General features: G+C 58.6%; 15 protein-coding genes, 2 pseudogenes and 1 other annotated feature. Of the genes and pseudogenes, 5 read left to right on the forward strand and 12 right to left on the reverse strand.

What is annotated here, in order from left to right:
• Positions 1–53: 53 nt before the first annotated feature.
• Positions 54–270: a binding site (T-box leader), on the forward strand.
• Positions 271–310: 40 nt separating this feature from the next.
• Together ACSEXS_RS08595 and tlp are read left to right on the forward strand one after the other, a co-directional pair.
• Positions 311–2,167, forward strand: coding sequence for an arginine--tRNA ligase (locus ACSEXS_RS08595; RefSeq protein WP_438432748.1), 1,857 nt, complete (start codon positions 311–313; stop codon positions 2,165–2,167).
• Between the two features lie 109 nt (positions 2,168–2,276).
• A pseudogene (gene tlp, locus ACSEXS_RS08600) lies at positions 2,277–2,486 on the forward strand (small acid-soluble spore protein Tlp).
• A 106-nt stretch (positions 2,487–2,592) separates the two neighbouring features.
• Here tlp and ACSEXS_RS08605 read toward each other — a convergent pair.
• The 6 genes and pseudogenes from ACSEXS_RS08605 to ACSEXS_RS08630 form a co-directional block, all read right to left on the reverse strand.
• Positions 2,593–5,127, reverse strand: a pseudogene (locus ACSEXS_RS08605) (MerR family transcriptional regulator); the annotation flags it as partial.
• A gap of 195 nt (positions 5,128–5,322) precedes the next feature.
• Entirely contained in the window at positions 5,323–5,985 is a 663-nt protein-coding gene (locus tag ACSEXS_RS08610; RefSeq protein WP_438432749.1) for a YdeI/OmpD-associated family protein, read from the reverse strand.
• A gap of 34 nt (positions 5,986–6,019) precedes the next feature.
• Positions 6,020–6,952 (reverse strand): D-2-hydroxyacid dehydrogenase, encoded by a 933-nt coding sequence (locus tag ACSEXS_RS08615; RefSeq protein WP_438432750.1) that lies wholly within the window; start codon positions 6,950–6,952, stop codon positions 6,020–6,022.
• Positions 6,949–8,787, reverse strand: a complete 1,839-nt coding sequence (locus ACSEXS_RS08620) for an ABC transporter ATP-binding protein (protein ID WP_438432751.1) — start codon at positions 8,785–8,787, stop codon at positions 6,949–6,951. Before ACSEXS_RS08620 ends, ACSEXS_RS08615 begins: the two co-directional genes overlap by 4 nt.
• The gene (locus tag ACSEXS_RS08625) at positions 8,777–10,540 is read right to left on the reverse strand and encodes an ABC transporter ATP-binding protein (RefSeq protein WP_438432752.1); all 1,764 of its coding nucleotides are present in this window, start codon (positions 10,538–10,540) and stop codon (positions 8,777–8,779) included. The genes ACSEXS_RS08620 and ACSEXS_RS08625 overlap by 11 nt, the downstream gene beginning before the upstream one ends.
• A 121-nt stretch (positions 10,541–10,661) precedes the next feature.
• Positions 10,662–11,219, reverse strand: coding sequence for a class I SAM-dependent methyltransferase (locus ACSEXS_RS08630; protein ID WP_438432753.1), 558 nt, complete (start codon positions 11,217–11,219; stop codon positions 10,662–10,664).
• A gap of 217 nt (positions 11,220–11,436) precedes the next feature.
• On the opposite strand from ACSEXS_RS08630, the gene ACSEXS_RS08635 reads away from it, so the two are divergent.
• Positions 11,437–12,060, forward strand: a complete 624-nt coding sequence (locus tag ACSEXS_RS08635) for a nitroreductase family protein (protein WP_438432754.1) — start codon at positions 11,437–11,439, stop codon at positions 12,058–12,060.
• Positions 12,061–12,137: 77 nt separating this feature from the next.
• On the opposite strand, the gene ACSEXS_RS08640 is transcribed toward ACSEXS_RS08635, so the two are convergent.
• Entirely contained in the window at positions 12,138–12,584 is a 447-nt protein-coding gene (locus ACSEXS_RS08640) for an Hsp20/alpha crystallin family protein (protein ID WP_438432755.1), read from the reverse strand.
• A 285-nt stretch (positions 12,585–12,869) separates the two neighbouring features.
• Between ACSEXS_RS08640 and ACSEXS_RS08645 the strand changes: the two genes are divergently transcribed.
• A complete protein-coding gene (locus ACSEXS_RS08645; RefSeq protein WP_438432756.1) occupies positions 12,870–13,679 on the forward strand; it encodes an alpha/beta fold hydrolase in 810 nt (269 codons plus the stop codon).
• A 45-nt stretch (positions 13,680–13,724) separates the two neighbouring features.
• On the opposite strand, the gene ACSEXS_RS08650 is transcribed toward ACSEXS_RS08645, so the two are convergent.
• The 4 genes from ACSEXS_RS08650 to ACSEXS_RS08665 form a co-directional block, all read right to left on the reverse strand.
• A complete protein-coding gene (locus tag ACSEXS_RS08650) occupies positions 13,725–14,636 on the reverse strand; it encodes a TetR/AcrR family transcriptional regulator (RefSeq protein ID WP_438432757.1) in 912 nt (303 codons plus the stop codon).
• Positions 14,637–14,660: 24 nt separating this feature from the next.
• Positions 14,661–18,011, reverse strand: coding sequence for an efflux RND transporter permease subunit (locus ACSEXS_RS08655; RefSeq protein WP_438432758.1), 3,351 nt, complete (start codon positions 18,009–18,011; stop codon positions 14,661–14,663).
• Between the two features lie 177 nt (positions 18,012–18,188).
• Positions 18,189–19,949: an ATP-binding cassette domain-containing protein gene (locus ACSEXS_RS08660; protein ID WP_438432759.1), complete on the reverse strand. Its 1,761-nt coding sequence runs from the start codon at positions 19,947–19,949 to the stop codon at positions 18,189–18,191.
• Positions 19,936–20,802 carry an energy-coupling factor ABC transporter ATP-binding protein gene (locus ACSEXS_RS08665; protein WP_438432760.1) on the reverse strand — a complete coding sequence of 289 codons (867 nt, stop codon included), beginning with the start codon at positions 20,800–20,802 and terminating at the stop codon, positions 19,936–19,938. The genes ACSEXS_RS08660 and ACSEXS_RS08665 overlap by 14 nt, the downstream gene beginning before the upstream one ends.
• A 91-nt stretch (positions 20,803–20,893) precedes the next feature.
• Between ACSEXS_RS08665 and ACSEXS_RS08670 the strand changes: the two genes are divergently transcribed.
• Complete coding sequence (locus tag ACSEXS_RS08670) at positions 20,894–21,487, forward strand: biotin transporter BioY (RefSeq protein WP_438432761.1); 594 nt, start codon at positions 20,894–20,896, stop codon at positions 21,485–21,487.
• Between the two features lie 82 nt (positions 21,488–21,569).
• On the opposite strand, the gene ACSEXS_RS08675 is transcribed toward ACSEXS_RS08670, so the two are convergent.
• Positions 21,570–22,130, reverse strand: a complete 561-nt coding sequence (locus ACSEXS_RS08675; RefSeq protein WP_438432762.1) for a GNAT family N-acetyltransferase — start codon at positions 22,128–22,130, stop codon at positions 21,570–21,572.
• Positions 22,131–22,136 lie beyond the last annotated feature (6 nt).

Genomic DNA, 22,136 nt, shown 5'->3' on the forward strand with positions numbered 1-22,136 from the left:
AGAAGACCTTGAAATATTATAAGAAATAGATATACTGAAAAAAAAGAAATATTTAACATTCCATGACAGGGAGAGTAGCTGTGGGATAGAAAGCCCAGCGAGCCGGGAGAGTGAGAGCCGGTACGGAATTCCCAGCGAAGCGCACCCGAGAGAACGGCTTCTGAACGTCTAGTAAGAAGCCGCGGTGTAAACCGTTATCCTTTAAGAGTGGTTATACGTTTGTATAACAACAAGAGTGGTACCGCGAATGCAAAAGCTTTCGTCTCTTTTTGAGACGGAGGCTTTTTCTATCCCAGGAGGTGGTCAATGAATGTCAACCTTAAGTCAGATTCTAGCCAAAGAATTGAGAGAAGCGGTACGGAAGGTTTTCGAAGAGGATGGTAAAGACTATCCGGATGGTCTTGACATTCGGATCGAGCAGCCCGCTCTTCATGAGCATGGGGACTATGCGTCCGGTATTCCTTTGCAACTCTCTAAACGCTTATGCAGGTCTCCTCTGAATATCGCGGAACGTCTTCAAATCGGGATAGAGTTACAAGGAAGTGCAAAAGGCCTTCTTTCAAGAATTGAGATCGTCTCGCCCGGCTTTATCAACTTTTTTGTTAACTGGGATCAGTGGGCCCAACAGACATTCGAGTTGCCGCAAAACTCAGGGGAGAAAGTCATCTTGGAACACACTTCAATCAACCCGAACAAATCTGCACATATCGGCCATTTGAGAAACGCTTGCATTGGAGACACGTTGGCTCGCCTTTTTAGAAGAGCCGGTTATCTTGTGGAGGTTCACAATTATATCGATGATCTGGGGAATCAACTTGCTGACACGGTAGTCGGCTTGCTTCATCTTCCCCTCGAGCTTGAAACGGAACGCTTTGGAGACTATTGCTGGGAGTTGTATGCCCGATTGAATCGGCAATTTGAAGAATCTCCCGAATGGATGAGCGAGAGAGACACCGTGCTGCATTCGTTGGAAAAGGGAACCGGTAACATCGCCTGGATCGGTCGGATTGCGGCAGAGCGAATGGTTCGAGAGCATCTCCAAGAAATGAAATCGTTTGATATTGATTACGATTTGTTGATTTGGGAAAGCGATATTGTCCATGTGGGATTTTGGGAGGAGACTTTTCGTTTGTTGATGAAAACCGGAAGCTTTTTCCAGGAAACGCATGGTCCTCTAATGGGCTGCTGGATACTGAGACAGGGCCAGTCAGATGTAGAATTATCTGAATCTGAGCATATTGCAGACAAAGTATTGATTCGTTCCAATGGGGTCCTCACGTATACCGCAAAAGACATCGCCTATCACCTTTGGAAGTTCGGCTTGCTCGAACAAGATTTTCGGTATCGGAGTTTCGAGGACGGCATCCATTCGACGTATCGGTCCGGAAGTAAGGCGAGTTACGGTAATGCGACTCTGGTGGTCAATGTCATAGACTCTCGTCAGCAGTATCCCCAAGCCATGGTTAAACAGGCATTTGAACGGCTCGGATTCTCGTCTCAAGCTGAAAAGTTGAAACATGTCGGATACGGAGTTGTTTCGCTAAGCCCCACTGCAGCAAAGGAATTAGGTATTGATATATCGTCAGGTAAATCCTCCTACGCGATGTCCGGCAGGCAAGGTATCGGGATTAAAGTTTCCGATTTGCTTGACCGAATGGAAGCCGTTATCGAGAAGAAACGTTCCGATAAGAGTGGTTTGACAAGTCGTACGATCGCAGCAGCTGCAATCCGTTATTATCTGCTCCGATTTACTCTACCGACCGAGGTCGTTTTCGATATCGGGCAAGCAACAACGACAACGGGAAACTCGGGTGTTTACCTTATGTATTCCCACGCCAGGGCAGCCAGCCTTCTGAGCAAGGCGGCAAACCCTTGTTTTACCCAAAGCATATCTTTCCCGCTCGATAAAACCGAATTAGCCCTGCTAAGACAGTTGTCATTATGGGAAGATACGCTTCAACTGGCAATCGCCGAGTTGGCACCCAGTTCTATCTGCACCTATGCCCATCAACTTGCCGTTTGCTTCAACGCCTTTTACTCTACTTGCCCAATTCTGAAAGCGCCGGACAGCGTTCAAAGCTTCCGCCTTTGGCTGACGGTGCGTTTTCAAGCAACCATGGCGGACGCTTTATCGGTTTTGGGCATTCCCGCCCCTCAGCGGATGTAATCAAAATCTTAGGGGGATCGGGAACACCCTCTGCATAAAACCCGCCGATGCCGATCAAGCTACGGGATAGCGCAATGAAGCGCATCACTCCCCAGGAGGCGACAAGCGAATGGCCAAACCGGACAATCGGGCCGACAACGTCGAGCATCTTCAGGACAACATTCAGAATACGCTCGAAAACCTGCATGAGGCGAAGGATTATCTGAACGAGTTCTCCTCCGAGATCAGCGAAGAAGAACGCAGGTAGATCGAGAAGAAGAACGAACGCCGGGAAAAGAGCGTCGAAGGCTTCCGCGAAGAAATTCAGGACGAGCTTTAACCCTGCCCTCTCCCCGAACGCAACCAACAACCGACCAAAGAAAAGAGGCTCCCTTTAAAGCAGCCAGGCGAAAGAAACAAACCCTGCTGCGATAAGGGGAGCTTTTTTACGCCGATGGAACCTCACGGCCGAATCGTTTCAGAACGTCCTCCATGCAGACGGCGAACTCCCTGAGCTTCTCCGCGATCTTCTTCCGCCGGACGGGGTCCTGAAGGACCTCCAGCACAATATTGAAGCCGCCGCCGAGGGTCTCCAACTCGTTCCACAGCTCTCCTGTCCGGCTATAGCAATCTCGAACCCCCGATAGAAAGGTCAGATCTGGGAGTAATGTCTGGGCTTTTTCCAAAAAGCCTTGGCAGCCCCCGCTGTTGGTGGCAAGGTTGCAGACGTAGATCGTATAGTCCCGCCAAGCGTTGAATTCCTCGGATGTCAATCCGTCATACCGGCCTCGCTCGATATCCGCCGCCCAGTCGCGGAAGGCTTGCGGCCCGAAGGTGCAGCGGTTCACCTCCGGCATAGTCAGCAGCTCCGGGATGGCTTCGATCGATTTGCGGTAAACCTCCTCGAGGCAGATAGCCCGCTGCTTGGGACCCGCCCATATCCAATCCTCGTCACCGCCATCCTCGGCGTTCCACTTCACCGGCTCGGTATGATCCTCTTCCAAATAGAGCAGGGTACGTCCATTGTCCTCGTAGCCGCAGATGATCCGATAATTTCCGTCGTCGAACCCGTGATCGAAGGCCTGCTTCGATAGCACAGGCACTCCCCAGTCGATCTCGGCCATCACCAAGCGAAGATACCGTTCGCGGTTACGCCGGATTTCTCCGCTCGTGACATAGGTATATGCGTAGCCGCAGAGGCCAAAGATCTTATCGAAGAACGGCCGTTTGGGAACGACCACGGAGACGCAGTTGCAGTGCATCGGATAATAGCGGCCGTAGACCTGCGTGAAATGGTCGCCGCTGATTCCGGCGAAGAAATCGTAATTCAGCTGGTCTTTGTTCTCGCCCAGGCACTCCATCAGATACGCCATGCAGCCGTTGAAAAGATAGTTCTGCCCATAGTGGTAGGTGACGAGCGGATGCAGATTCGGCAGGACGTTGTTGCTCGGCTTTTGGGTTAAGGTGAGTTCGCCTCCCTTTACCTTTGGCTTCTTCGTCACCAGGATTCGGGAAACGCGGATCGACCGCAAGGTCACGACCTCGGCCGAGTTGGAGCCGATAATAATCGGGTGAGCGGGCAATTGGCCAAGGTCCAGCTTCATATAGGGGTATTGAATGCCGCAATGGCGAACTTCACCGTTGACCAGGACGGCAAAATGCGTTTCTCCTACGATCCAGGTCAGCCGGTTATACTCGTTCGGCTGGATTTTCCCTTGATGAAGGTCGATTCTTTCCGTCCCGAACACCGGATCGCGAACGAGCAGGCTGTCCTGGGTATCTCCCAGATCGAAGATGTTTCCCAGATTGACCATGACGGCCGCTTTCCCGTGGTAGAGGCGCAAGCTCGCCTCGGCGGTCTTGAAGGTGACATCCACGCGGAACGGAATGGGTACCTCGTCATTCGTGGAAAGCACCCGCTTGTCGATCCAGGTTTGAAACTCCGCCTCTCCCCGTTCGTTAATCCGGTAAACCGGGTCCAGAATCGGGGTGATCTCCCGAAGATCGATCTCCCGGCTGAAGAGGATGGGATTGGATCGCTCCAATTCCGCCGCCGAGACCGCTTCAAGCCGCTCGGAACGGGGAAAGATCGACGAGTCCTTAATTCGTTTTTTTACCGGAACCAACAGCTCCAGCCGTTCACGCTGCTCGTCCGGGGAAAGGACGGTTTCGATCAGAGTCTCGTGGCGAAGCCTTCCGCCATGAAGGTAATCGATCTCGTAATAGGGATTGGTATCGAAGGCCTGGACGAGTTGGTTAAACCGGGCGCGAATGTCTTCGTCGGCATAGACACCGACTGCGGCGAACAGTCCGGATTCCAGCCGGTACTCCTCGAAATCTCCCGTATCGTTCGCGTCCTCCGGAAGCTTCACGATCAGGACCGTCTCTCCGGGATGGCGGGGACTCTGAAATTCGAAGACCCCATGGTCGCCCGGACTGCCCAAGGGCAGCCCGACTTCTTGAATCCATCGCCAAAGCGCATCCGGATCGGATCGCCGATCTGTACCTTTGCGGTAGGAGGATACCGCAAGTATGGCAGGCAGCACAACCAGCCGAATATCGGCGGGCTTGGCCGTCCGGTCGGCCAACTCTGCGAGCTGCTGGTAGCTCCACCCCATCGGTTTCGCCTCGTCCAGATGGAGGTGTTTGTTCATCTCCTCGTACAAAAGGGGGAGCGCGGATATTTTTCGAATGCCGTGCTCCAGCATGGTTTGCAAGAACTGGTTAACCGCTGTCTTGAGTTCATTAAGGGCATTAACTTCTTCTTCGATAGTGCGAATCCGCTCAACGAAGGCTTCGACGACGAGACTCATGTCCTCGCTCTCGTAGATGCGGATGATGTCCTTGATGGGAATTTGCATTTTTCGCAGCACCAGAATCTGCTTGAGCCGTTCCCGTGTTGCCTCGTCGTAATAGCGGTACTTTTCGAATGCGGGACGCACGCTGCGGATTAAGCCAACCTGCTCGTAATACCGCAGGCTGCGGGGGGGTAAGACCCAACTGCTCGGATACGGCCGTGATCTTCATGAGTTCCAACCGCGTCACTCTCCTGTATTCTTCGATATCCCGAGTGTATCACTTGACCCTGCGTCAAAGTAAATGCCTATTTATTTATGATTGATCAACGTAGGCCCAAATAAAAAGCGCCGCAAGAGCGGCGCCGGAGTTTCGTCGGTTTATCGATTGCGGAACGGCTCGATGGCCTTACAGCCCAAGCCAAGCGCCTCGGCCATTTCCATGCGTCGCTTCGCACGCGTGTCTTCTTGGACGACGCTGTACACGTACCGTGCCCAGCCCTTACGGTAGCCGGGAGTCAGCGTGCGGTAGAAAGCCAGCGCTTCGGGAAACGGCTCCAGGTCCTTTTCCACCTCGGGGATTCGATCCAGGTAATCGTCCACGCGCTGACTGGGCTTGGCGGCCGAAGCCGACTTGCGCGGCTCGTTCTTTAAGCCGACGACCGTGAAGACCTCTTCGTACCCGACCATCCGAGCGAATTTCAAATCGCTCGTCCCGATATACCCGTCTTCATCGGCACCGAGACCGGCAAAGAGCTCGTCACGGTGAATGAAGGTCGGATAAACCGGGTTGCCCTTTTTGGGATAAGCCATGTACAGGTAACCGCTCGGAGTCAAGCAGCCTTGGTCGATTACGGTCTCGACCAGTTGCTGCATCGCCTTCATCTCCAGCACGAAAGCGAAGATAAGCTCATAGCCGGAGCCGGTAAGCGCAGTGTCGTAGGAAGAGAGCCCGGCGAGGCCGGTGTCCCCTTCCGGCCGGTTCAAGATTGCAGTTTTCTTGAATTTGTGCAGGTTCAGCTTCTCGACGATGGTTTTGGACATGGGAGCCTCCTCTGGATGATGGAACCGCTGAACCTCAATATCCCCGCGAGATATCGACGATATTCGGCAGCTCCTTTCCCTCTTCCCGCAGCCGCAGCGTATCCAGAAAGCAGTCCGCGCCTTCGTTCGGAGGCGTTACGGCCGAGATGTGCGGCGTAATCGTGACGCCGGGATGACGCCATAAGGGCGAATCCGCCGGCAGGGGTTCGGCGGAGACGACATCGAGCACCGCGGTGTGCAGCCGGCCCCGGTCGAACGCATTCAGCAGGTCGGCTTCCTCGACGGTCTTGCCCCGCCCGACGTTAATAAAGCCGGCCCCGTTCAAGCGGTCGAATACTTCCCGGTTGAAGTAGCGTTCCGTTTCCCCCGTCAGCGGCAGGGTGCTGATGATCCAATCCGCCTGCTCAAGAAGCGGCGCGCAGTCCCCCTGTTTAGCCACTTGCTGAAAGGGGGATTTGGCTTGTCCCGACCGGGAGACGCCGTCCACCCGCATACCGAGACCGGCCAAAAGCTCGGCGAGCTCCGTTCCGATCACGCCGGTGCCGAAGACGACGGCGCGCTTGCCCCGGATCGTCTCCGGCAGCTCCTCGCGTCCGCCCCACTTCGCTTGCTGCTGGAGCCGCTCGAAGGCGGCATGCTTCTGGTAATGGCGCAGCAGATACCCGAGGCAGTATTCGCTGATCATCCGCCCGAAGCTGCAGATGGTGCGGGTGAGCAGAACGGAATCGGGCCACTCGCGCCCTTTGACGAAGAAATCCACGCCGGCGCTCAAGGCATGCACCCAGCGCACGTTTCCGAACCCGCCCGTTTCGGGAAGCCGGTTCCCGACGTAGGTGTCCGCCCAGTCCATATCCTCCGGCGTCACTTCGGACACCCTCCGGGTCCTCAGCTCCTTGCCTAGCCCGCTTAGCGCAGCCTCCAGTTCGGCGGTCGTCCTGCCGGTATACAAGATTCGTTCGATCTTCATCCTGTCGTTCTCCTTCCCGGTTCGTAGCTGTCTTGGTCGATGCGGGACTTGCCTCGCTTGGAATGCCGGTGCAGACCGGCATAATAGCCGTCCTGCGCCAGCAGCTCTTCATGGCGGCCGATCTCGGCGATTCGGCCGTCTCTCATCACGACGATGCGGTCCGCCTTCTGGATGGTGGACAGCCGGTGGGCGATAACGAGGGTCGTTCTTCCCTCCGCTACCACCCCGAGGGCATTCTGAATCATCTGCTCGGTGTACGAGTCCAAATTCGCCGTCGCCTCGTCGAGAATGAGGACGCGCGGCTGGAAGACAACGATCCGGGCGAAGCTGATGAGCTGCCGCTCGCCGGTCGACAGCCCGCTTCCCCGTTCGGACAACAGGGTATCGTAGCCGTTCGCCAGCCGGCCGATCCACTCGTCCGCCCCTACCAGGCGGCAGGCCGCCTCCGCTTCTTCGCGGGAGATATCCTCGCGGAACAGCCGGACATTGTCGATGATCGAGCCCGAGAACAGGAACGGCTCCTGCTGGACGAGCCCCACCATCCGGTGCAGCTCCGCCTGCGGCAGCCGCCGGATGTCGACGCCGTCCAGCCGGACGCTGCCTGAGGTTACGTCGTAGAAGCGGGTAAGCAGCCCGACGAGCGAGCTCTTGCCCGCCCCCGTCTCGCCGACGATGCCGATGAACTCGCCCGGCCGGATGTGGAGGTCGAGTCCATGCAGCACCTCTGGGCCTTCCTGATAGGCGAACCGGATATGATCGAAATCGATTCGGCCTTGAAGCGAAGATTTCTTCAGCAGAGCCGACTCCTCTGCCGGAGGGTCTTGCACCTCCGGCTGGCGGGAGAAGATCGCCCACAGCCGTTCCACGGAGACGAAGGTCGATTGCAGCGTGTTCCACTGCTGCGTAATGCTGTTGATCGGCTGGAAGAATTGGCGGACATACGAGATGAAAGCATACAGCACGCCGAATTCGAGCCGCCCGTGCAGGACGGCCTCTCCGCCGGTCCATACGACGAACGCGACCGTCAGGTTGCCGAGGATATCGAAGGAGCGGTTGAATAGCACCGTCGAGCGAACCTCCTTCAAGGTTGCCTGCCGGTAATGGTGGTTCTGCTGGCGGAACCGCTCGGTCTGCTCGCGCTCCTGGTGAAAGGCCTGAATCAGGCTCATGCCGGCCAGGTTCTCGGCCAGGAAGGCGATCAGGCGGGAGAGCCGCGACCGGGAGACCTTGTACGAGTTGCGCAGCGTGCGCCGGAACAGGACGGTGATGAGCAGGATGATCGGGAACAGCAGCAGGCAGTACAGCGCAAGCCGGGCATCCAGCGCGAACATGAAGCCGACGGTCAGGAACAGCGACATGCCGTCTTTGACGATGCTTTGCAGGACGCCGGTGAAGAATTGGTTGATCGTCTCGGTGTCGCTCGATTCGTTGGTGACGAGCGATCCGCTCGGATGGCGGTCGAAGAAAGCCATCGACTGGCGGGTAATGTGGCGGAACAGGTCGCTGCGCAGCTTGGCGACGATGCCCTGCCCCGCCCGCTGCAGCAGGTTGAGCTGCAGGTACGTGAAGACCAGCGCCGTCACCGCGAGCAGCAGGTACAGCCCGCCGATGCCGAGAATCCGGCCGATGCCATGGCTTCCGGTCAGGAGCTTCTCATCGATGACGGTCTTGATGAGATACGGCTGCATCAAGTCCGCCGACAAGGCGAGCAGCGAGCAGACGGCCACGAGGGCAAAGACTTTTTTATAGGGGGCGGCGTAGGCGAGGAGCGCACGGAAGCCCTCCCGGCGGCTGATCGGCCGCTCTTTGCTGTCGCGTTCCGGTTTATCCGGCATCCGATTCCCCTCCTTCCTGGAGCTTCTGGAGGGAAGCGTAGAGCCCGCCGCGGGCCAGCAGCTCTTCGTGCGAGCCCCGCTCGAGGATTCGGCCTTTGTCGAGCACGACAATGCAGTCGGCGTTCTTGACGGCGCTGATCCGGTGGGCGACGATGATCGTCGTCTTGCCTGCGCGCACTCGCCGCAGGTTGGCGAGGATGTTCGTCTCCGTGATCGCATCCACGGCGCTTACGCTGTCGTCGAGCAGCAAAATCGGGGCATCCTTGAGCAGTCCCCGGGCGATGCTGGCGCGCTGGCGCTGCCCGCCGGAGAGCGTCATCCCCCGCTCGCCCAGGCGCGTCTCGAAGCCCTGGGGGAAGCCGGCGATATTCTCGTAGATTTCGGCGAGCCGGGCGGCCTGTTCCACGCGTTCCGGCGAGGAAGCGCGGTCGTAGAACGAGATGTTGTCGCGGATGGTCGTGCTGAACAGGAACCCGTCCTGCGGAACATAGGCGATCCGCCGGCGCAGGCTCGACAGCTTGATCTCGCGAATGTCCCGGCCGCCGACGAAGACGGTGCCCTTCGGTGGATCGTAGACGCGCAGCAGCAGCTTAACGAGCGTAGACTTGCCGCTGCCGGTCTTGCCGACGATGCCGAGCGTCTGCCCCGGCTTCAGGTCGAGGTCGATGGCCTCGAGCGACGGACGGGACGCCCCCGGATACGCATAGGTCAATCCCTTGAGCTCCAGGTGCGACTCCGTGAGCGGAAGGTCGACCGCATGTTCCTCATCCCGGATATCCGGCTTCGTCGCGAGAAGCTGGTCGATCCGGTCCAGGGAAGCCCTGGAGCGCTGCATGATGTTGAACACATTGCCGATCTGCTGGAGCGGAGTGACGATCATCTTCATATACAGGGTCAGCTCGACGAAGAGTCCGAGCGAGATCGTCCCGCGGGCGGTCAGGTACCCGCCGTAGGCGATGGCGAGCATCAGGGAAATCCCGCCCGCGAAAGGGATCAGCGACTGAAACAGCGAGGACAGCTTGACCAGCCGAAGCTGCTTGTCGCGGATCGCGTCCACCTTGGCGTCAAACCGCTTCCAGGCGATGGGCTCGACGGCGAAGCTCTTGGTGACCCGAACGCCGCCGAATTGCTCCTCCGCCGCTTCGCTCATCGAGGCGAGCGATTCCTGAACCTCCCGGGAGCGCTCGCGGATGCGCGGGCCGAAATACGTCACGAGAAACGGGATGGACAGAAGCGGCAGCGCACAGACGGCGATCAGATAGAACGGGATTCCGCTCGCCGCCATCATGAACAGCACCGAAGCGAGCAGCACGATGGCGTTCGTCAACTGGTTGAGGCCGTTTGCGATGGATTCGCGGACGGTGGTCACGTCGTTCATGACGAAGCTGAGCAGCTTGCCGACTCCGTTCTTGGCGTAATAGGCGTCGCTCAGCGTGGAGAAGTGGGCAAACAGCTTTTCGCGGGCCTTGAATTCGAACCAGCGGCCGGACCAATGGTTCAGGAATTGGCCGACGCCGAACAAGCCGCCGTAGCCGATTGCAATGAAGGCCAAGTACAGACCGTAGCGGGCAATAGCGGCTGAGGTTAAGCCGTCCTGCTCCAACGAGGCGGTGAAATTGCCGAGCACCTTGGGATAATAGGAATAGACCACATTGGCGCAAGCCAGAAGCACAAAAGCAAATCCGTACAGGGGCAGCTTGCTCCGAACATGACGTTTCAGCAGAGCCCTGCCCTCCGTTGTGCCGCTTTCCACTTTGTCAGGCTCCTTTCCGAAATGGGAGTGGGCTGGCGCGATTCCTCCTTTCAACGGGGATAACCGTAGCGAACTCTTTGCTATTATACCTCTCGCCCCGTAGCCCGGCAAAAGCCCACCTTCATTTCCGGGCAAACGATCCGCTCGTTTTGACCGCGGTGAAGATGCAGTAGCCGTCCGCCTCGGCGATCCTCACTCCTCCGAATGTGGAGATCAGCTTGTTCTTGTACCAATCCTTCCGCTTCGTAACCATGACCAGGCGTCCCCCGAGACGCAGCTTGTTGAAGCCCTTCTCAATGAACCCTTTGGCCACGCTGAAATCGGTATGGTACGGAGGATTGGACAGGATCAGGGTGAAGCCGAATTCCGGCACTTGCGCGAGACCGTCGCTGACGTAGGTTTGGATGCCGGGAACGCCGTTGCGTTCCGCGTTGCGGACGGCCAGCTCCACCGCGAGCGGGTTTACATCCGCCATCACCACCCGGTCGGCTCCGATGCGTTTGGCGGCGCAAATGCCGACGACGCCGTAGCCGCAGCCCAGATCAAGCACCCGGTCCTCCGGTGCGAATTCGGTGAGGGCCAGCATGGCGAGAGTTCCGGCATCGACGCTGCGCGGCGAGAACAGCTCGGGGTTGGTTTCAAAGGAAAATCGGTCTTGTCCAATCACGGCTTCAATCATGGGACATCCCCCTGGTTTTCTGCGATTTGAGGTATTCAAGATCGGGCGGAATGGATTCTCCGGGAAAGGGAACCCTGATAGCGGCCCGCATTTTTCCATTATAGCCCGAAAGGCGGGTTCGAATAGGAGAAAAAAAACGTAAAAACGATTTGCAACGGAGCGCAAACAGCTGTATCATAAAAACAAAGCTACTTACTAAATGGAGGTACATAACGAAATGACAGTTAATTCGAATTCGCAAAAAGCGGCCGATTTCTCGGCAGCGCTGAAGAATCGCCGGTCGATCTACGCCATCAGCAAGGATGTTGCCCTCTCGGAAGAACGCATCGAGCAGATTGTGGAAGAAGCTGTCCTGCACACGCCTTCCGCTTTCAATTCGCAAAGCGCGAGAGTCGTGGTTCTGTTCGGGGCACAGCACGACAAGCTTTGGGACATCACCAAGGAAACGCTGCGCAAGATCGTACCAGCCGAGAATTTCGCTTCCACCGATGAGAAGCTGAACGGCTTCAAGAACGGCTTCGGCACGGTCTTGTTCTTCGAAGACCAGCAGGTAATCGAGGGGCTTCAGCAGCAGTTTGCCCTGTACAAAGACAATTTCCCCGTCTGGTCCGGCCACTCCTCCGGCATGCTGCAGTTCGTGGTCTGGACGGCCTTGTCCGCCGAAGGGCTCGGCGGTTCCCTCCAGCACTACAACCCGCTGATCGACGAGGAAGTCAAGGCGACCTGGAGCCTTCCGGGCAGCTGGAAGCTGATTGCGCAGCTCCCCTTCGGCCAACCGACGGCAGCCCCGGGCGAAAAAGCATTTCAGCCGCTCGAAGGCCGCTTGAAGGTATTCAAATAATCTTATTTCCACGTAAAAAAGCCCCGGCTGGGTATCTCCCAGCCGGGGCTTTCGATCGTACGGAATGAAGCTCGCGATTACTTGCCGTCGCGGATTTCAATCCGCTTGCGGTCCGCCCGCTTGCTTTTCGGAATCTCCAGAGACAGGATACCGTCCTTCAGAGCCGCACGGATGCCTTCTTCCTCTATATCCTGGACATAGAATCTCCGTACATATTCGCCGTAGCGGCGCTCGCGCCGGATGACCTGATGTCCGTCGTTTTCCTCGTTGGCTTCTTCGTTGTGCACCGCTTTTATGGTCAGATAAGGATGGGCATAGTCGATTTCGATCTCTTCCTTCTTGAATCCGGGAAGCTCGGCTTCCACCAGGTAAGCCTGATCCGTCTCGCGGATATCGGCCTTGAAGGAAGTCGTCAGGGTTCGAAACGGCGTCAGCCACTCGTCATCGAAGATATCGTTAAACGAACGGGCCAACTGGCTAAACGCATCCTCTTTCCGCTTTTTGAAGGGAACCATCTCAAACATCATCCATTTCTCCTTTCTTTGACCTTGTTTGACCTTACAGCTTCATTATAGTCAGAGAACGTCAAAGCGGCAAAATCCATTTGCGGTTCTAAAAGCCGATGAGCGGGAATTTCCTGCGATTCTGGCGGTCGATCCGACTCGATCAAGCGATTTGACCTTCTTTGACCTTTTTGCTCGTTCGCGCTTTCTTCGAAATGATTAAGGTAGCAGAATTTGACGGTTCCCCCATCGGATGAAATAATTGGATAAGCTCAATCACGGCTGGAACAAAGGGGAATAAGTCGGATGATTCAGGACTATTTAGACGTAAGCGACGGACAACTATTTTATACGGTTACCGGAGAAGGCGATCCCCTTCTGATGATTCACGGCAATTTCAACGACCAACAAATCTGGAATGAACAGGTCCACTCTTTATCCTCCTGCTATAAACTCATCCGTTACGACTTGCGGGGATACGGTCTTTCCAGCACGCCGCTGTCTTCCTTCTCTCCTGTGGAGGATCTAAAAGCTCTGATCGATTCCTTGGAGCTGCACCGCCTTATCCTCGTCGGTTCTTCCTCGGGCGGAGGCATCGCAGCGGATTTTGCCCTGTCCTACCCCCATCTGGTTCGCAAGCTCATCCTGGTTTCGCCTTCGATCAACGGCAATCCCCTTCCCCGGAGTATGATGTGGCAGGGAATGAAAAATTTCCTGAATGTTAGTCTAAAAGGACGCGAAAAAGCGATCGAAGCCTTTATCCGGAATCCGTTCTGGCAATACTACTTTCCGGACTTCGAGCGAGAAGAAGCCCGAAGCCAGGTTATCCGTAACGTCCGGAATCCTCGTAACTTCTGCCGTTTCTCCCCCAAGCTCTCCACCGCTGTAACCCCTAATGCCTTCAATCGGCTGCCTGAGATTGCCATCCCTACCCTCATCATCGTTTCGGATCGGGATCATTTCGCCAATCGAACGACAGCCGACACCTTGCAGCGGAAAATAGAGCGATCCTCCAAAATCGTCATGCCCGGTTGCGGTCACCTTCCCTTTGTGGAGGAGCCGCACGAGTTCAATCAGTATGTTCTGGACTTCCTGTCGAATTCGAACCCGCTCTAGGATGCAAAAAACCGGCTCTTCCTGTGAGAAGAACCGGTTTTTCGGTTAAGGCTGCTTGTCTTCTTCGCTGGGTGAGGCCAGAAAGAGACGTTCCAGCTCTTGAAGCTGCCGCTTCCAGCCGGGCAGCCGGACGGGCCTCAGCAAGCCGGTCAGGCCTTTCAGCACGACAGCCTTCGGGGCCGTGGAGTTAAGCTCCGTTTCGAGGGCATCGAGGACCGCGAGCAGCTCCTCATTCTTATCCCCTTCCCGCCCGCCGCTCAGGCTGTTTCGCAGTTGGCTAACCAGTGCGATGGCTTGAGAATTTAATGGCATTAAACAGTCGATGCCGTTCTCGATGGCGTTCAGCATCCGGTCTTCGGGCAAGAGCGGCGGAGCCTTCCTCTCCAGGATGCTTTTCACCACCGCATCGAGCCGATCGGCGATCTCGCCCGCCGCCAGGCGAAAGTCCTTGGGCCCGGGCAGCAGCAGGCTCGCGTGCAGATAAGCTTCGCAATGGGAGATCAGCAAGGTGGCGGCGTCGAAGGAATACGGACGAACGGCTTCCCCGTACAACCGGAGCATCAACCGCCGGTTCAACAGCAGGTCCCGGCGCTGCAGGCTGCTTATCACCTGAAAAAGCTCATCGGTCACCTCGATGCGCTCCCTCATGAAGAGAGGCAGCAGCTTCTGATGCGAATCGCTGAACTCCAGGCGCTTGCAGAGCTGCCGGACCAGAACCTCCCGGGCGTCCGGGTTCTCCGAATCCACCTCGGCTTCGAGCAGGCCGAGAAACTCGCCGATGTATTTCTTGACGATCTCCACCAGCATTTCTTCCTTGGACTTGAAGTAAAAATACAGCGATCCCTTGGCCATGTTGAGCTGGCCGGCGATATCCTGCATGGAGGCGGCGTGATAGCCTTTCTCCGTAAAGCATGTTTCCGCCGCTTCCAGGATGAGGCTTCTCTTATCCGCCGTCATACCCTTCTTCCCCTCTCTGTCGCCCTACTCCCGTCCATTATCGCGGGACGGCTTGCGGCGGAAGCGGGCGAGCGCTTCATAGACCATCGGCACGATCAGCAGGGTGAGCAGCGTCGAGCTGGTGAGCCCGCCGATGACGGTAACCCCAAGCCCCTTGGAGATCAGCGCGCCGCTTGTGCTCTCAAAGCCCAGCGCCAGCGGCAGCAGAGCGCCGATGGTGGCGAGCGCGGTCATCAGGATCGGCCGCAGGCGGGTGACGCCGCCCTCCAGCAAAGCATCGCGCGTGTTGAGTCCTTCGTTCTCCTTGTGGCGAACCCGGTCGATCAGCACAATGGCATTGGTGACGACGATGCCGATCAGCATCAGCATGCCCATCAGCACGGAAGCGCTGATCGTCTCTCCGGTCAGGTACAGCGCGGCGAGACCTCCAATGACGGTGAAGGGCAGCGAGAACAGGATGGCAAACGGCGTAATCGCGCCGCCGAACGTGATCACGAGGAGCAGGTAGACGATCGCGATCGCGGCGAGCATGGCCAAACCGAGCTGGGTAAAGGTCTCGTTGATCTGCTCGGTAACGCCCGCGAATTCGACGCTGACTCCGTCCGGCAGCTTAAGCCCGTCGATCTCCTTCTTGATGGCGTTGGAGGCTTTGCCCACATCCTTGCCGACGACATCGGCGGTGACGTTCGCGTACAGCTTGCCGTCTTGGCGCGTGATCGTATTCGGGGAGGTGCCTTCCTCGACCTTCACCACGTCCTTCAGCGGTACGGAGATGCCGAGCGGGGACGCAATCGGATGATTTTCGATGTCCGTGATGGTCTGGAATTCGGTTTTGTCCGCGTTCACATAGACCTGGTATTCCTTGCCTTCGGCGGTTACGGTGGTCAGTACGGGACGGCTGCGCACCGGACTCAGTTCCATGGCGATCTGTCCGGCGGTAAGTCCCAGCTTGCTGAGCTTCTCCTGATCGGCGACCAGGGTATACTGCGCGTAATTCTCCGCGAGACTGTCCTCGACCTTCTCGAACGAAGCGTTCTTGCCGACCAGCTCGGAGATCTGCTTGGTTGCGGAGGCTACATCCTCCATGCGGTCCCCGAACACGTTCAGGGTCAGTTTGCTGCCGCCGAGCGCCGAGGACATATCCATCGTCGTCCAGCTTCCGTCCGGATCAAGCGTTTGAAGCTCTTTCAGCAGCGCGTTCTTTTCGGCCTTGAAATTCTTCGTCTTGGCATCGTACTCCACGTAGAACAGCGTCGATTTTTCATTGGTGCCGAAGCTGAAGCCGCCGGTGCCGCCCACGGAATATTGCAGGTTGACGACGCCGCGGTCCTTCCTCGCGAGGATTTGTTTTTCGGCCCCCAGCGCCGTTTGGTTTACGTCGTCCAGCGTCTTGCCGGGGCCGGGGCTATAGGTAATCGAGACGTTCTTCTGCTCCTCCTCGGGGAGGAAGCTGATGCCGATCGGCTTGACCAGCAGCAGGCTGGAAGCGAGCAGGACGACGGCGATTCCCGAGACGATCCACTTGTGGTTCAGGGACCATTCCAATACCCCGCGATAGAAGCGGGCGATGGCGCCGACCTTCTCCACATGCTTCCGGGATTCCTTCAGGCCCCGCCGGAACAGGAAGTGCGTCATGGCGGGCACGACGGTAATGGCGACCAAGAGGGAAGCCAGCAGCGCGAAGACCATCGTCTCGGCGAACGGCAGGAACAGCTCGCCGACCATCCCGCTTACGAGGCCGAGCGGCAGGAATACGGCGATCGTCACCAGCGTCGAGGCGAGAATCGGCAGGAACATCTCCCGGGTGGCGTCAATCACGAGAGCTTTGCCCCGCAGCGGCTCGTTCTTCAGCGACATCCGGCGGAAGTTGTTCTCGATGACGACGATCGAGTCGTCTACCACGCGTCCGATCGCCACGGTCATCGCACCGAGCGTCATGATGTTCAGCGAAATATCAAGCTGCTTCAGCAGCAGAATGGCGATGACGAGCGAGAGGGGAATCGACACGACCGAGATGATCGTCGTGCGGACATTGCGCAGGAACAGCATGATGATCAGGATCGCGAACAGCGCGCCGAACAGCGCCTTGTCGAGCATCGTGCTGACGGAATCCTCGATCGGTTTGCCCTGGTCGACCATAACGATCGAAGATACGTCGTTGTGGTCGTCGGTGAACCGCTTCGTTTCGTCCTTAACGGCATTAACGACATCGACGGTATTGGCATCGGTCGTCTTGGTGACCGTGATGCCGATCGACTCGTTGCCGTTCGTCCGGGAATACGAGCTGACGACCGAGACGAGCTTCAGGTCGGCGAGGTCGCCCAGCTTGACGGTGGGCAGGCCCACTGCTGCGCCTGCTCCAGGTGCCGGCGCCGTTGCTCCGCCGGGCGTCGGGGCCGCAGCACCGGAGCCGCTTCCGGCCGTGCCGCTCAGCGCACCGGCTGCCCCGGTCTGGGCCGCCGCGCCTGCGGCTTGCCCGCCGGCAGGCGCTTGCTGGCCGGCGGCATCCGTTCCCGCCGGCGCCTGCTGGCCCACCGCGCCTGCTCCGGAGGCTGCCTGCCCGGCAGCTGCGGCTTGATTGCCGCCTGCGCTCATGCCAGCACCAGCGCCCGCTCCGGCACCGCCGGCAGAAGGCACGATCGGGATCGCGAGGTTCTTCAAGTCGTCCAGGGTCGTGACCGCCCCGTCGACGACGATCGTCTTCTCCGTCTTGTCCAACTCGAACAGACCGAGCGGCGCTTTCACGGCGGAGCCTTGAACGATTCCCTTTACGGTATCTTCGCTCAGGCCGAGCTGCTTCATTTTATCCGCATGGAAGGTGAGCTGCACTTCCTTGGCCTGCTGGCCGGAAACCTCGACGGACGCGACACCGTCGATGCTTTGAAGAGCCGGGAGCAGATCCTCCTCGACCAGCTTGGTGGCGTCTTCCAGCGTTCCCTTCTCCGCGCTGACGCTGAGCGAGACGACCGGGAAGCTGTTGATGCTAAACCGGCCGATCTTCGGCTCCTGAATGCCTTCAAGAGTGAGCGCTCCGCTGATCGCGCTTTTCAGTTCATCCTCGGCTTTGTCCATGTCCTTGCCGTATTTGTACTGAACGATAATCGACGAAGCGTTCTCCAGCGAGGTGGAGCTGACCGTCTCGACCGAATTGAGGTTCTTGATCCGGGATTCGAGCGGTTTGGTTACCTTCTCCGTCACTTCCTCGGGAGCCGCCCCCGGATACACGGTCGTCATGGTGAGAACCGGAATCTCAATGTTGGGGATGGTTTCCTGCTTCATGTTCACGCCGGCATACAGCCCCGCAAAGGCGATGATCAACGTGAGCAGCGTGACCGCAAACTTGTTGTTGATGGAAAAGCCGATAATTTTCCGCACGTTACCACTCCCACTCCTTCTCTATTTATAAATGCAAGAATTGACCCACGGAATTGCGATTGGGTTGTGGGCTTTCTTCGCTATCATAATCGAACGGCATTCGAATTTCAAATCGAATGCCGTTCGAGAATTATGTGTTAACATAATAATTATTATGTTAACATTTGCTTAAGTACGTTAAATACGTAGTCCGCGTCTTGCAAAAATCAGAGCGCACGAGATCCCAATGCCGGTGGCCATCAGCAGCAGATCGCTTCCGCTCAGCTTAGGACCGGCTTCCTCCCGGCGATCGGCGGCCGCTGCCTGATACCCCCGTGCCTCCAGCGCGAAGGCCGTCTGTTCGCCAAGCTGCAGGATGGACAGGAAGAACGGAATCAGCAGCGGCCGCAAATCCCGCAGCCTCCGCTTTCCCTGTCCTCCGGCCCGGCGAATGTCGGCCAGTCGGGCGTATTTGGTCCACAGCTCGCCGATGAGCGTCACGTAGCGAAAGAGCAGCATCATGCCCAGGGAGACGGCTTCCACCGCCCATCCCCGCTTGGCAAACGGCCGCAGCGCTTGCCGAACCACCCGCTTGAGCTCCAATTGGCTGACGCTGAGCGGAAACAGCAGCCCGAGCCAAAGGATTAGGTACAGCACAAACAGCCGGCGGAACGATTCGCCCGCCTCGCTGAGCGAAAAGCCGAATGGTCCCAGCGCTGCTCCGCCTGCCTTCCAGGTGAAGCCCGCGACGAGTGCCGTCGCCACCGCAAGCCAGGCATAATACCGGCTCGTTCGCCACAGCACCGAAAACGGTACGCCGAATAGCCGGATCGCCGCGAGCGTGAGAACCAGGCCCGCGGCGGCGCCGATCCAATCCCGCTGCAGCCAGACCCCGACGCTGAGGGCCAAGGCGAACACCCACTGGGCCCGCGGATCGAACCGCTTCATGAACGGCTGCCGCCGGCCGCTTTCCTCGAGCGAATTGGAGTCGGAAGCAGCAGGATCGGGCGAATATGGCGCCCATTCCCGAACCGTTTCCCTCCCGGCCGGAATAGTATCGTCGGGAAGAACGCCGCAGCTCGCCTCACCTTCGAAACAGGCCTTGCCCAGCAGCTCGCGGGCGAGCCGGTCGACCGTCTCTTCCTCCGATTCTCTCAAGTCCGGCTTGACGAATCCGGCCTGCTCCAATCCGCAGGCAACCCGCAGCGTCTCCGGCCAGGCCAATCCGGCGTCCGTCAGAAGACCGGGTGTCTGCCAAATTTCCTCGGGACGGCCATCGAAGAGCAGCCTCCCCTGCCGCAGCAGCAGTACCCGATCGGCCAGCGGCAGGAAGAAGTCGGCTTCATGGGCCGCAATCAGAATGCCGCCCGCCCGGGACGCGCGGAACCGGTTCAATGCGAGGCGAAGGCTTTCCTTGCCTTCGGCATCCAAGCCGGAGGACGGCTCGTCGAGAAACAGCCAGTCCGGCTGCAGCAGCAGCGTTCCGGCGAGCGCGAGCCTGCGCTTTTGCCCGCCGCTTAAGGAAAACGGCGACCGCGCCAAAAATCCGTCGTCCGCCGGCAAGCCCGCATCGGTCAAGGCTTCGCGGATGAGGCGGTCCCGGAGACTCCGCTCGGGCAGCTTGCCGGTTCCGCCTCGGAGGCTGTAAGCGAGCTCTTCCTCGACCGAGTCGGCAAAGAGCTGCTCCTCCGGCTGGGCGCTCAGGTAACCGGCCTTCAACCGTTGAATTCCGCGGCCTCCGGAAAGCGCAGATGCTCCGGCTCTGTCTTCGGGAGTTACCTCAACGGTACCGCTGTCCGGGGCAAGCAACCCGGCTGCCGCCTGAAGCAGCGTCGATTTCCCGGCGCCGCATTCGCCCAGGATCAAGGTCAGGGTACCCGGCGTGAATTCCAGGACATGCGCCCCCAAGTCTAGAATCGGCCGGTCCCGGTGGATGGAGACGGCATTAAGCCTCAGCATCGGGTCGCCTCCCCCTGCCCGTTCCGACCGTACGGAGCTCCTTCAGGCGCTCCAGAAAAGCTTCGGACGTAAGCGGCGGCGGCTTTAGCACGATCCCGCGGGCCTGCAATCCTCTGGCGAGCCGCACGGGATAAGGCTCCGCCAGTCCGAGCCTTCCGCAGACGGACTCGTCTCCGTCCTCGGGATAGAAGAAGGCGGCGGGAGGCCCGTCGAAGACGGCTTTCCCTGCCTGCAGGGCCCAAACCCGGTCTGCGCACGCCGCTTCCTCCGGCTTCTGCGTGACCCAGACGACGGCGCGCTCCGGCCCGCATAGAGCGCGCGCCAGACGCAGAAGCCGTTCCGACTCGGCGGGATCGAGGAACGCGGTCGCTTCGTCGAATAAGAGCAGACCGGCGTGTGCGGCGAGCGCTCCGGCGACGGCGGCAAGCTGCTTCTGGCCGCTGGACAGCCGGCGCAAGGGACGCTGCTCCAGCCCGGCGAGCCCGCATTCTCCCAGCACCGACGCGAGCTCCGCCGTTCGGTTCTCGGCCGGAACGCCGGCCAGCTCCAGCGAAAAGCGGATATCCTCCTCCGCCGTTTCGCCCAGCAACTGGGCATCGGGATTTTGCAGGACGGCCGCAGACCGGCGTCCCGTCAGCCAGCCTTCGGTCCGTTCTCCCTTGGATAACGGAAGCAGTCCGGCAAGCACGCGGATGAGCGTGCTCTTGCCGCTGCCGTTTGCTCCGACAACGGCGACGAAGTCCCCGGGGTTCACCTGTAAGTTGACACCGTCCATGGCAAGGTGAACGCCGCCCTCTCCCTTTCGGTAGGCGACACTCGCTTGGCAGAGCCGGAACGGATGCGGTTCAGACATAAGGACCTCCGTTTGGTTTGTTTTTTAGGACATGGTCCTAAGAATATGCTATAATCACGGCGACTCTACTCCCGATAGGAGGATCGCAATCGTGAATGTCAATTCATCAACGCCGCCGATCCGGGCCATCGCCTATATTGCGCTGTTTGCGGCGGTATTCGTCGTCCTGAGCTGGGTGAGCGTTCCTCTGGGGTTCACGCCCGTGCCGGTCACGCTGCAGACGCTGGCGCTCTTGCTGGCCGGATCGATGATCGGCGGAGGCTACGCCTTCCTGTCCATCGCCCTGGTGCTCGCGCTGACGGCGCTCGGGCTGCCGCTGCTTCACGGCTCCGGCGGCATTTCCGTCTTCGTCGGGCCAACCGGCGGCTTCGTCTGGATGTTTCCTGTGACGGCGTTTGTCGTCGGCAAGCTGGTCCATCGGATCAAAGGCAGCGGGCCGGTCTCGATCTTGCTCTTGACGGCTGTTATGGCCTTCGCAGACGCTCTGCTCTATCTGACCGGAATTCCCTGGTTCGCCCACGCGGCGGGCACCTCCCTGGCCGAGGCTTTCTCGCTGGCCTGCGTCCCGTTTATTCCCGGTGACTTGATCAAGATCGGGGCAGCCGTCACCGTCACGGTCACGGTCCGCAAGCTTAACCTTATGCCCCGGTTAAGCGCCCTCGACCAAGTGGTGCCGCTCGATTGATCGGAAGACGGTGTTCGAGCGTTAACCCTGCTGTCCAACACCAAGGATCCGCGTTCCAGGTTTTCACTGATGCTTCTTCCGATCAACTGAGCCGCTTGACCATATGGGCATAGACGGCTCCCAAGATCAGCCGCTCTCCTTCGCGCTCATACCCCAAAGACCGATAGAGGGTTTCCGCCCGCGGCTTGTCCTCCGAGACGAGCAGCGAAGCCTTGCGGAAGCCCTTCCTTACCGCTTCCGCTTCGAAATCCCGAATCAAGGCGGTGCCGAGCCCCTTGCCTCTTTCGGCGGAGGCCACCGCAAGCGAGTCGAGATAGAATTCGTCGTCTTCCGCTTCCTTCACGAAAGCGGCCGGAGCAGAAGAAGCTTGCCTGCGGAGCCGCTCCAGCAGCGGCCGGTCCAGCTCGGGTCCTTGGCCTCCGGGATAAGCGAGCGACATGCCCACGACACGGCCCTCCGCTTCGGCGACCCGAATCTGCTCATAGCCGAGCCGGTTGCCGCCTCGGCGAAACCATTCGGCCATCGCCGTCAGCGCTTCTTCCGGAGCTGCGGTCCCGGTAAGCCAATAGGCGATATCGCCGATCGCGTCTAAGATCAGCGGGACGACGGCTTGCGCATCGTCCGGTACTGCCGGTCGAATCATGTTTTT

The organism is Gorillibacterium terrae, from assembly GCF_051594785.1.
Lineage (GTDB): Bacteria > Bacillota > Bacilli > Paenibacillales > NBRC-103111 > Gorillibacterium.

Excerpts from the sequence above, each read along its gene's own strand:
- ACSEXS_RS08635 (WP_438432754.1), top strand. The coding sequence starts at position 11,437 with ATGACAGTTAATTCGAATTCGCAAAAAGCGGCCGATTTCTCGGCAGCG.
- ACSEXS_RS08595 (WP_438432748.1), top strand. The coding sequence starts at position 311 with ATGTCAACCTTAAGTCAGATTCTAGCCAAAGAATTGAGAGAAGCGGTA.
- ACSEXS_RS08610 (WP_438432749.1), bottom strand. The coding sequence starts at position 5,985 with ATGTCCAAAACCATCGTCGAGAAGCTGAACCTGCACAAATTCAAGAAA.
- ACSEXS_RS08660 (WP_438432759.1), bottom strand. The coding sequence starts at position 19,949 with ATGCTGAGGCTTAATGCCGTCTCCATCCACCGGGACCGGCCGATTCTA.
- ACSEXS_RS08640 (WP_438432755.1), bottom strand. The coding sequence starts at position 12,584 with ATGTTTGAGATGGTTCCCTTCAAAAAGCGGAAAGAGGATGCGTTTAGC.
- ACSEXS_RS08645 (WP_438432756.1), top strand. The coding sequence starts at position 12,870 with ATGATTCAGGACTATTTAGACGTAAGCGACGGACAACTATTTTATACG.
- ACSEXS_RS08650 (WP_438432757.1), bottom strand. The coding sequence starts at position 14,636 with ATGACGGCGGATAAGAGAAGCCTCATCCTGGAAGCGGCGGAAACATGC.
- ACSEXS_RS08615 (WP_438432750.1), bottom strand. The coding sequence starts at position 6,952 with ATGAAGATCGAACGAATCTTGTATACCGGCAGGACGACCGCCGAACTG.
- ACSEXS_RS08665 (WP_438432760.1), bottom strand. The coding sequence starts at position 20,802 with ATGTCTGAACCGCATCCGTTCCGGCTCTGCCAAGCGAGTGTCGCCTAC.
- ACSEXS_RS08620 (WP_438432751.1), bottom strand. The coding sequence starts at position 8,787 with ATGCCGGATAAACCGGAACGCGACAGCAAAGAGCGGCCGATCAGCCGC.
- ACSEXS_RS08675 (WP_438432762.1), bottom strand. The coding sequence starts at position 22,130 with ATGATTCGACCGGCAGTACCGGACGATGCGCAAGCCGTCGTCCCGCTG.
- ACSEXS_RS08630 (WP_438432753.1), bottom strand. The coding sequence starts at position 11,219 with ATGATTGAAGCCGTGATTGGACAAGACCGATTTTCCTTTGAAACCAAC.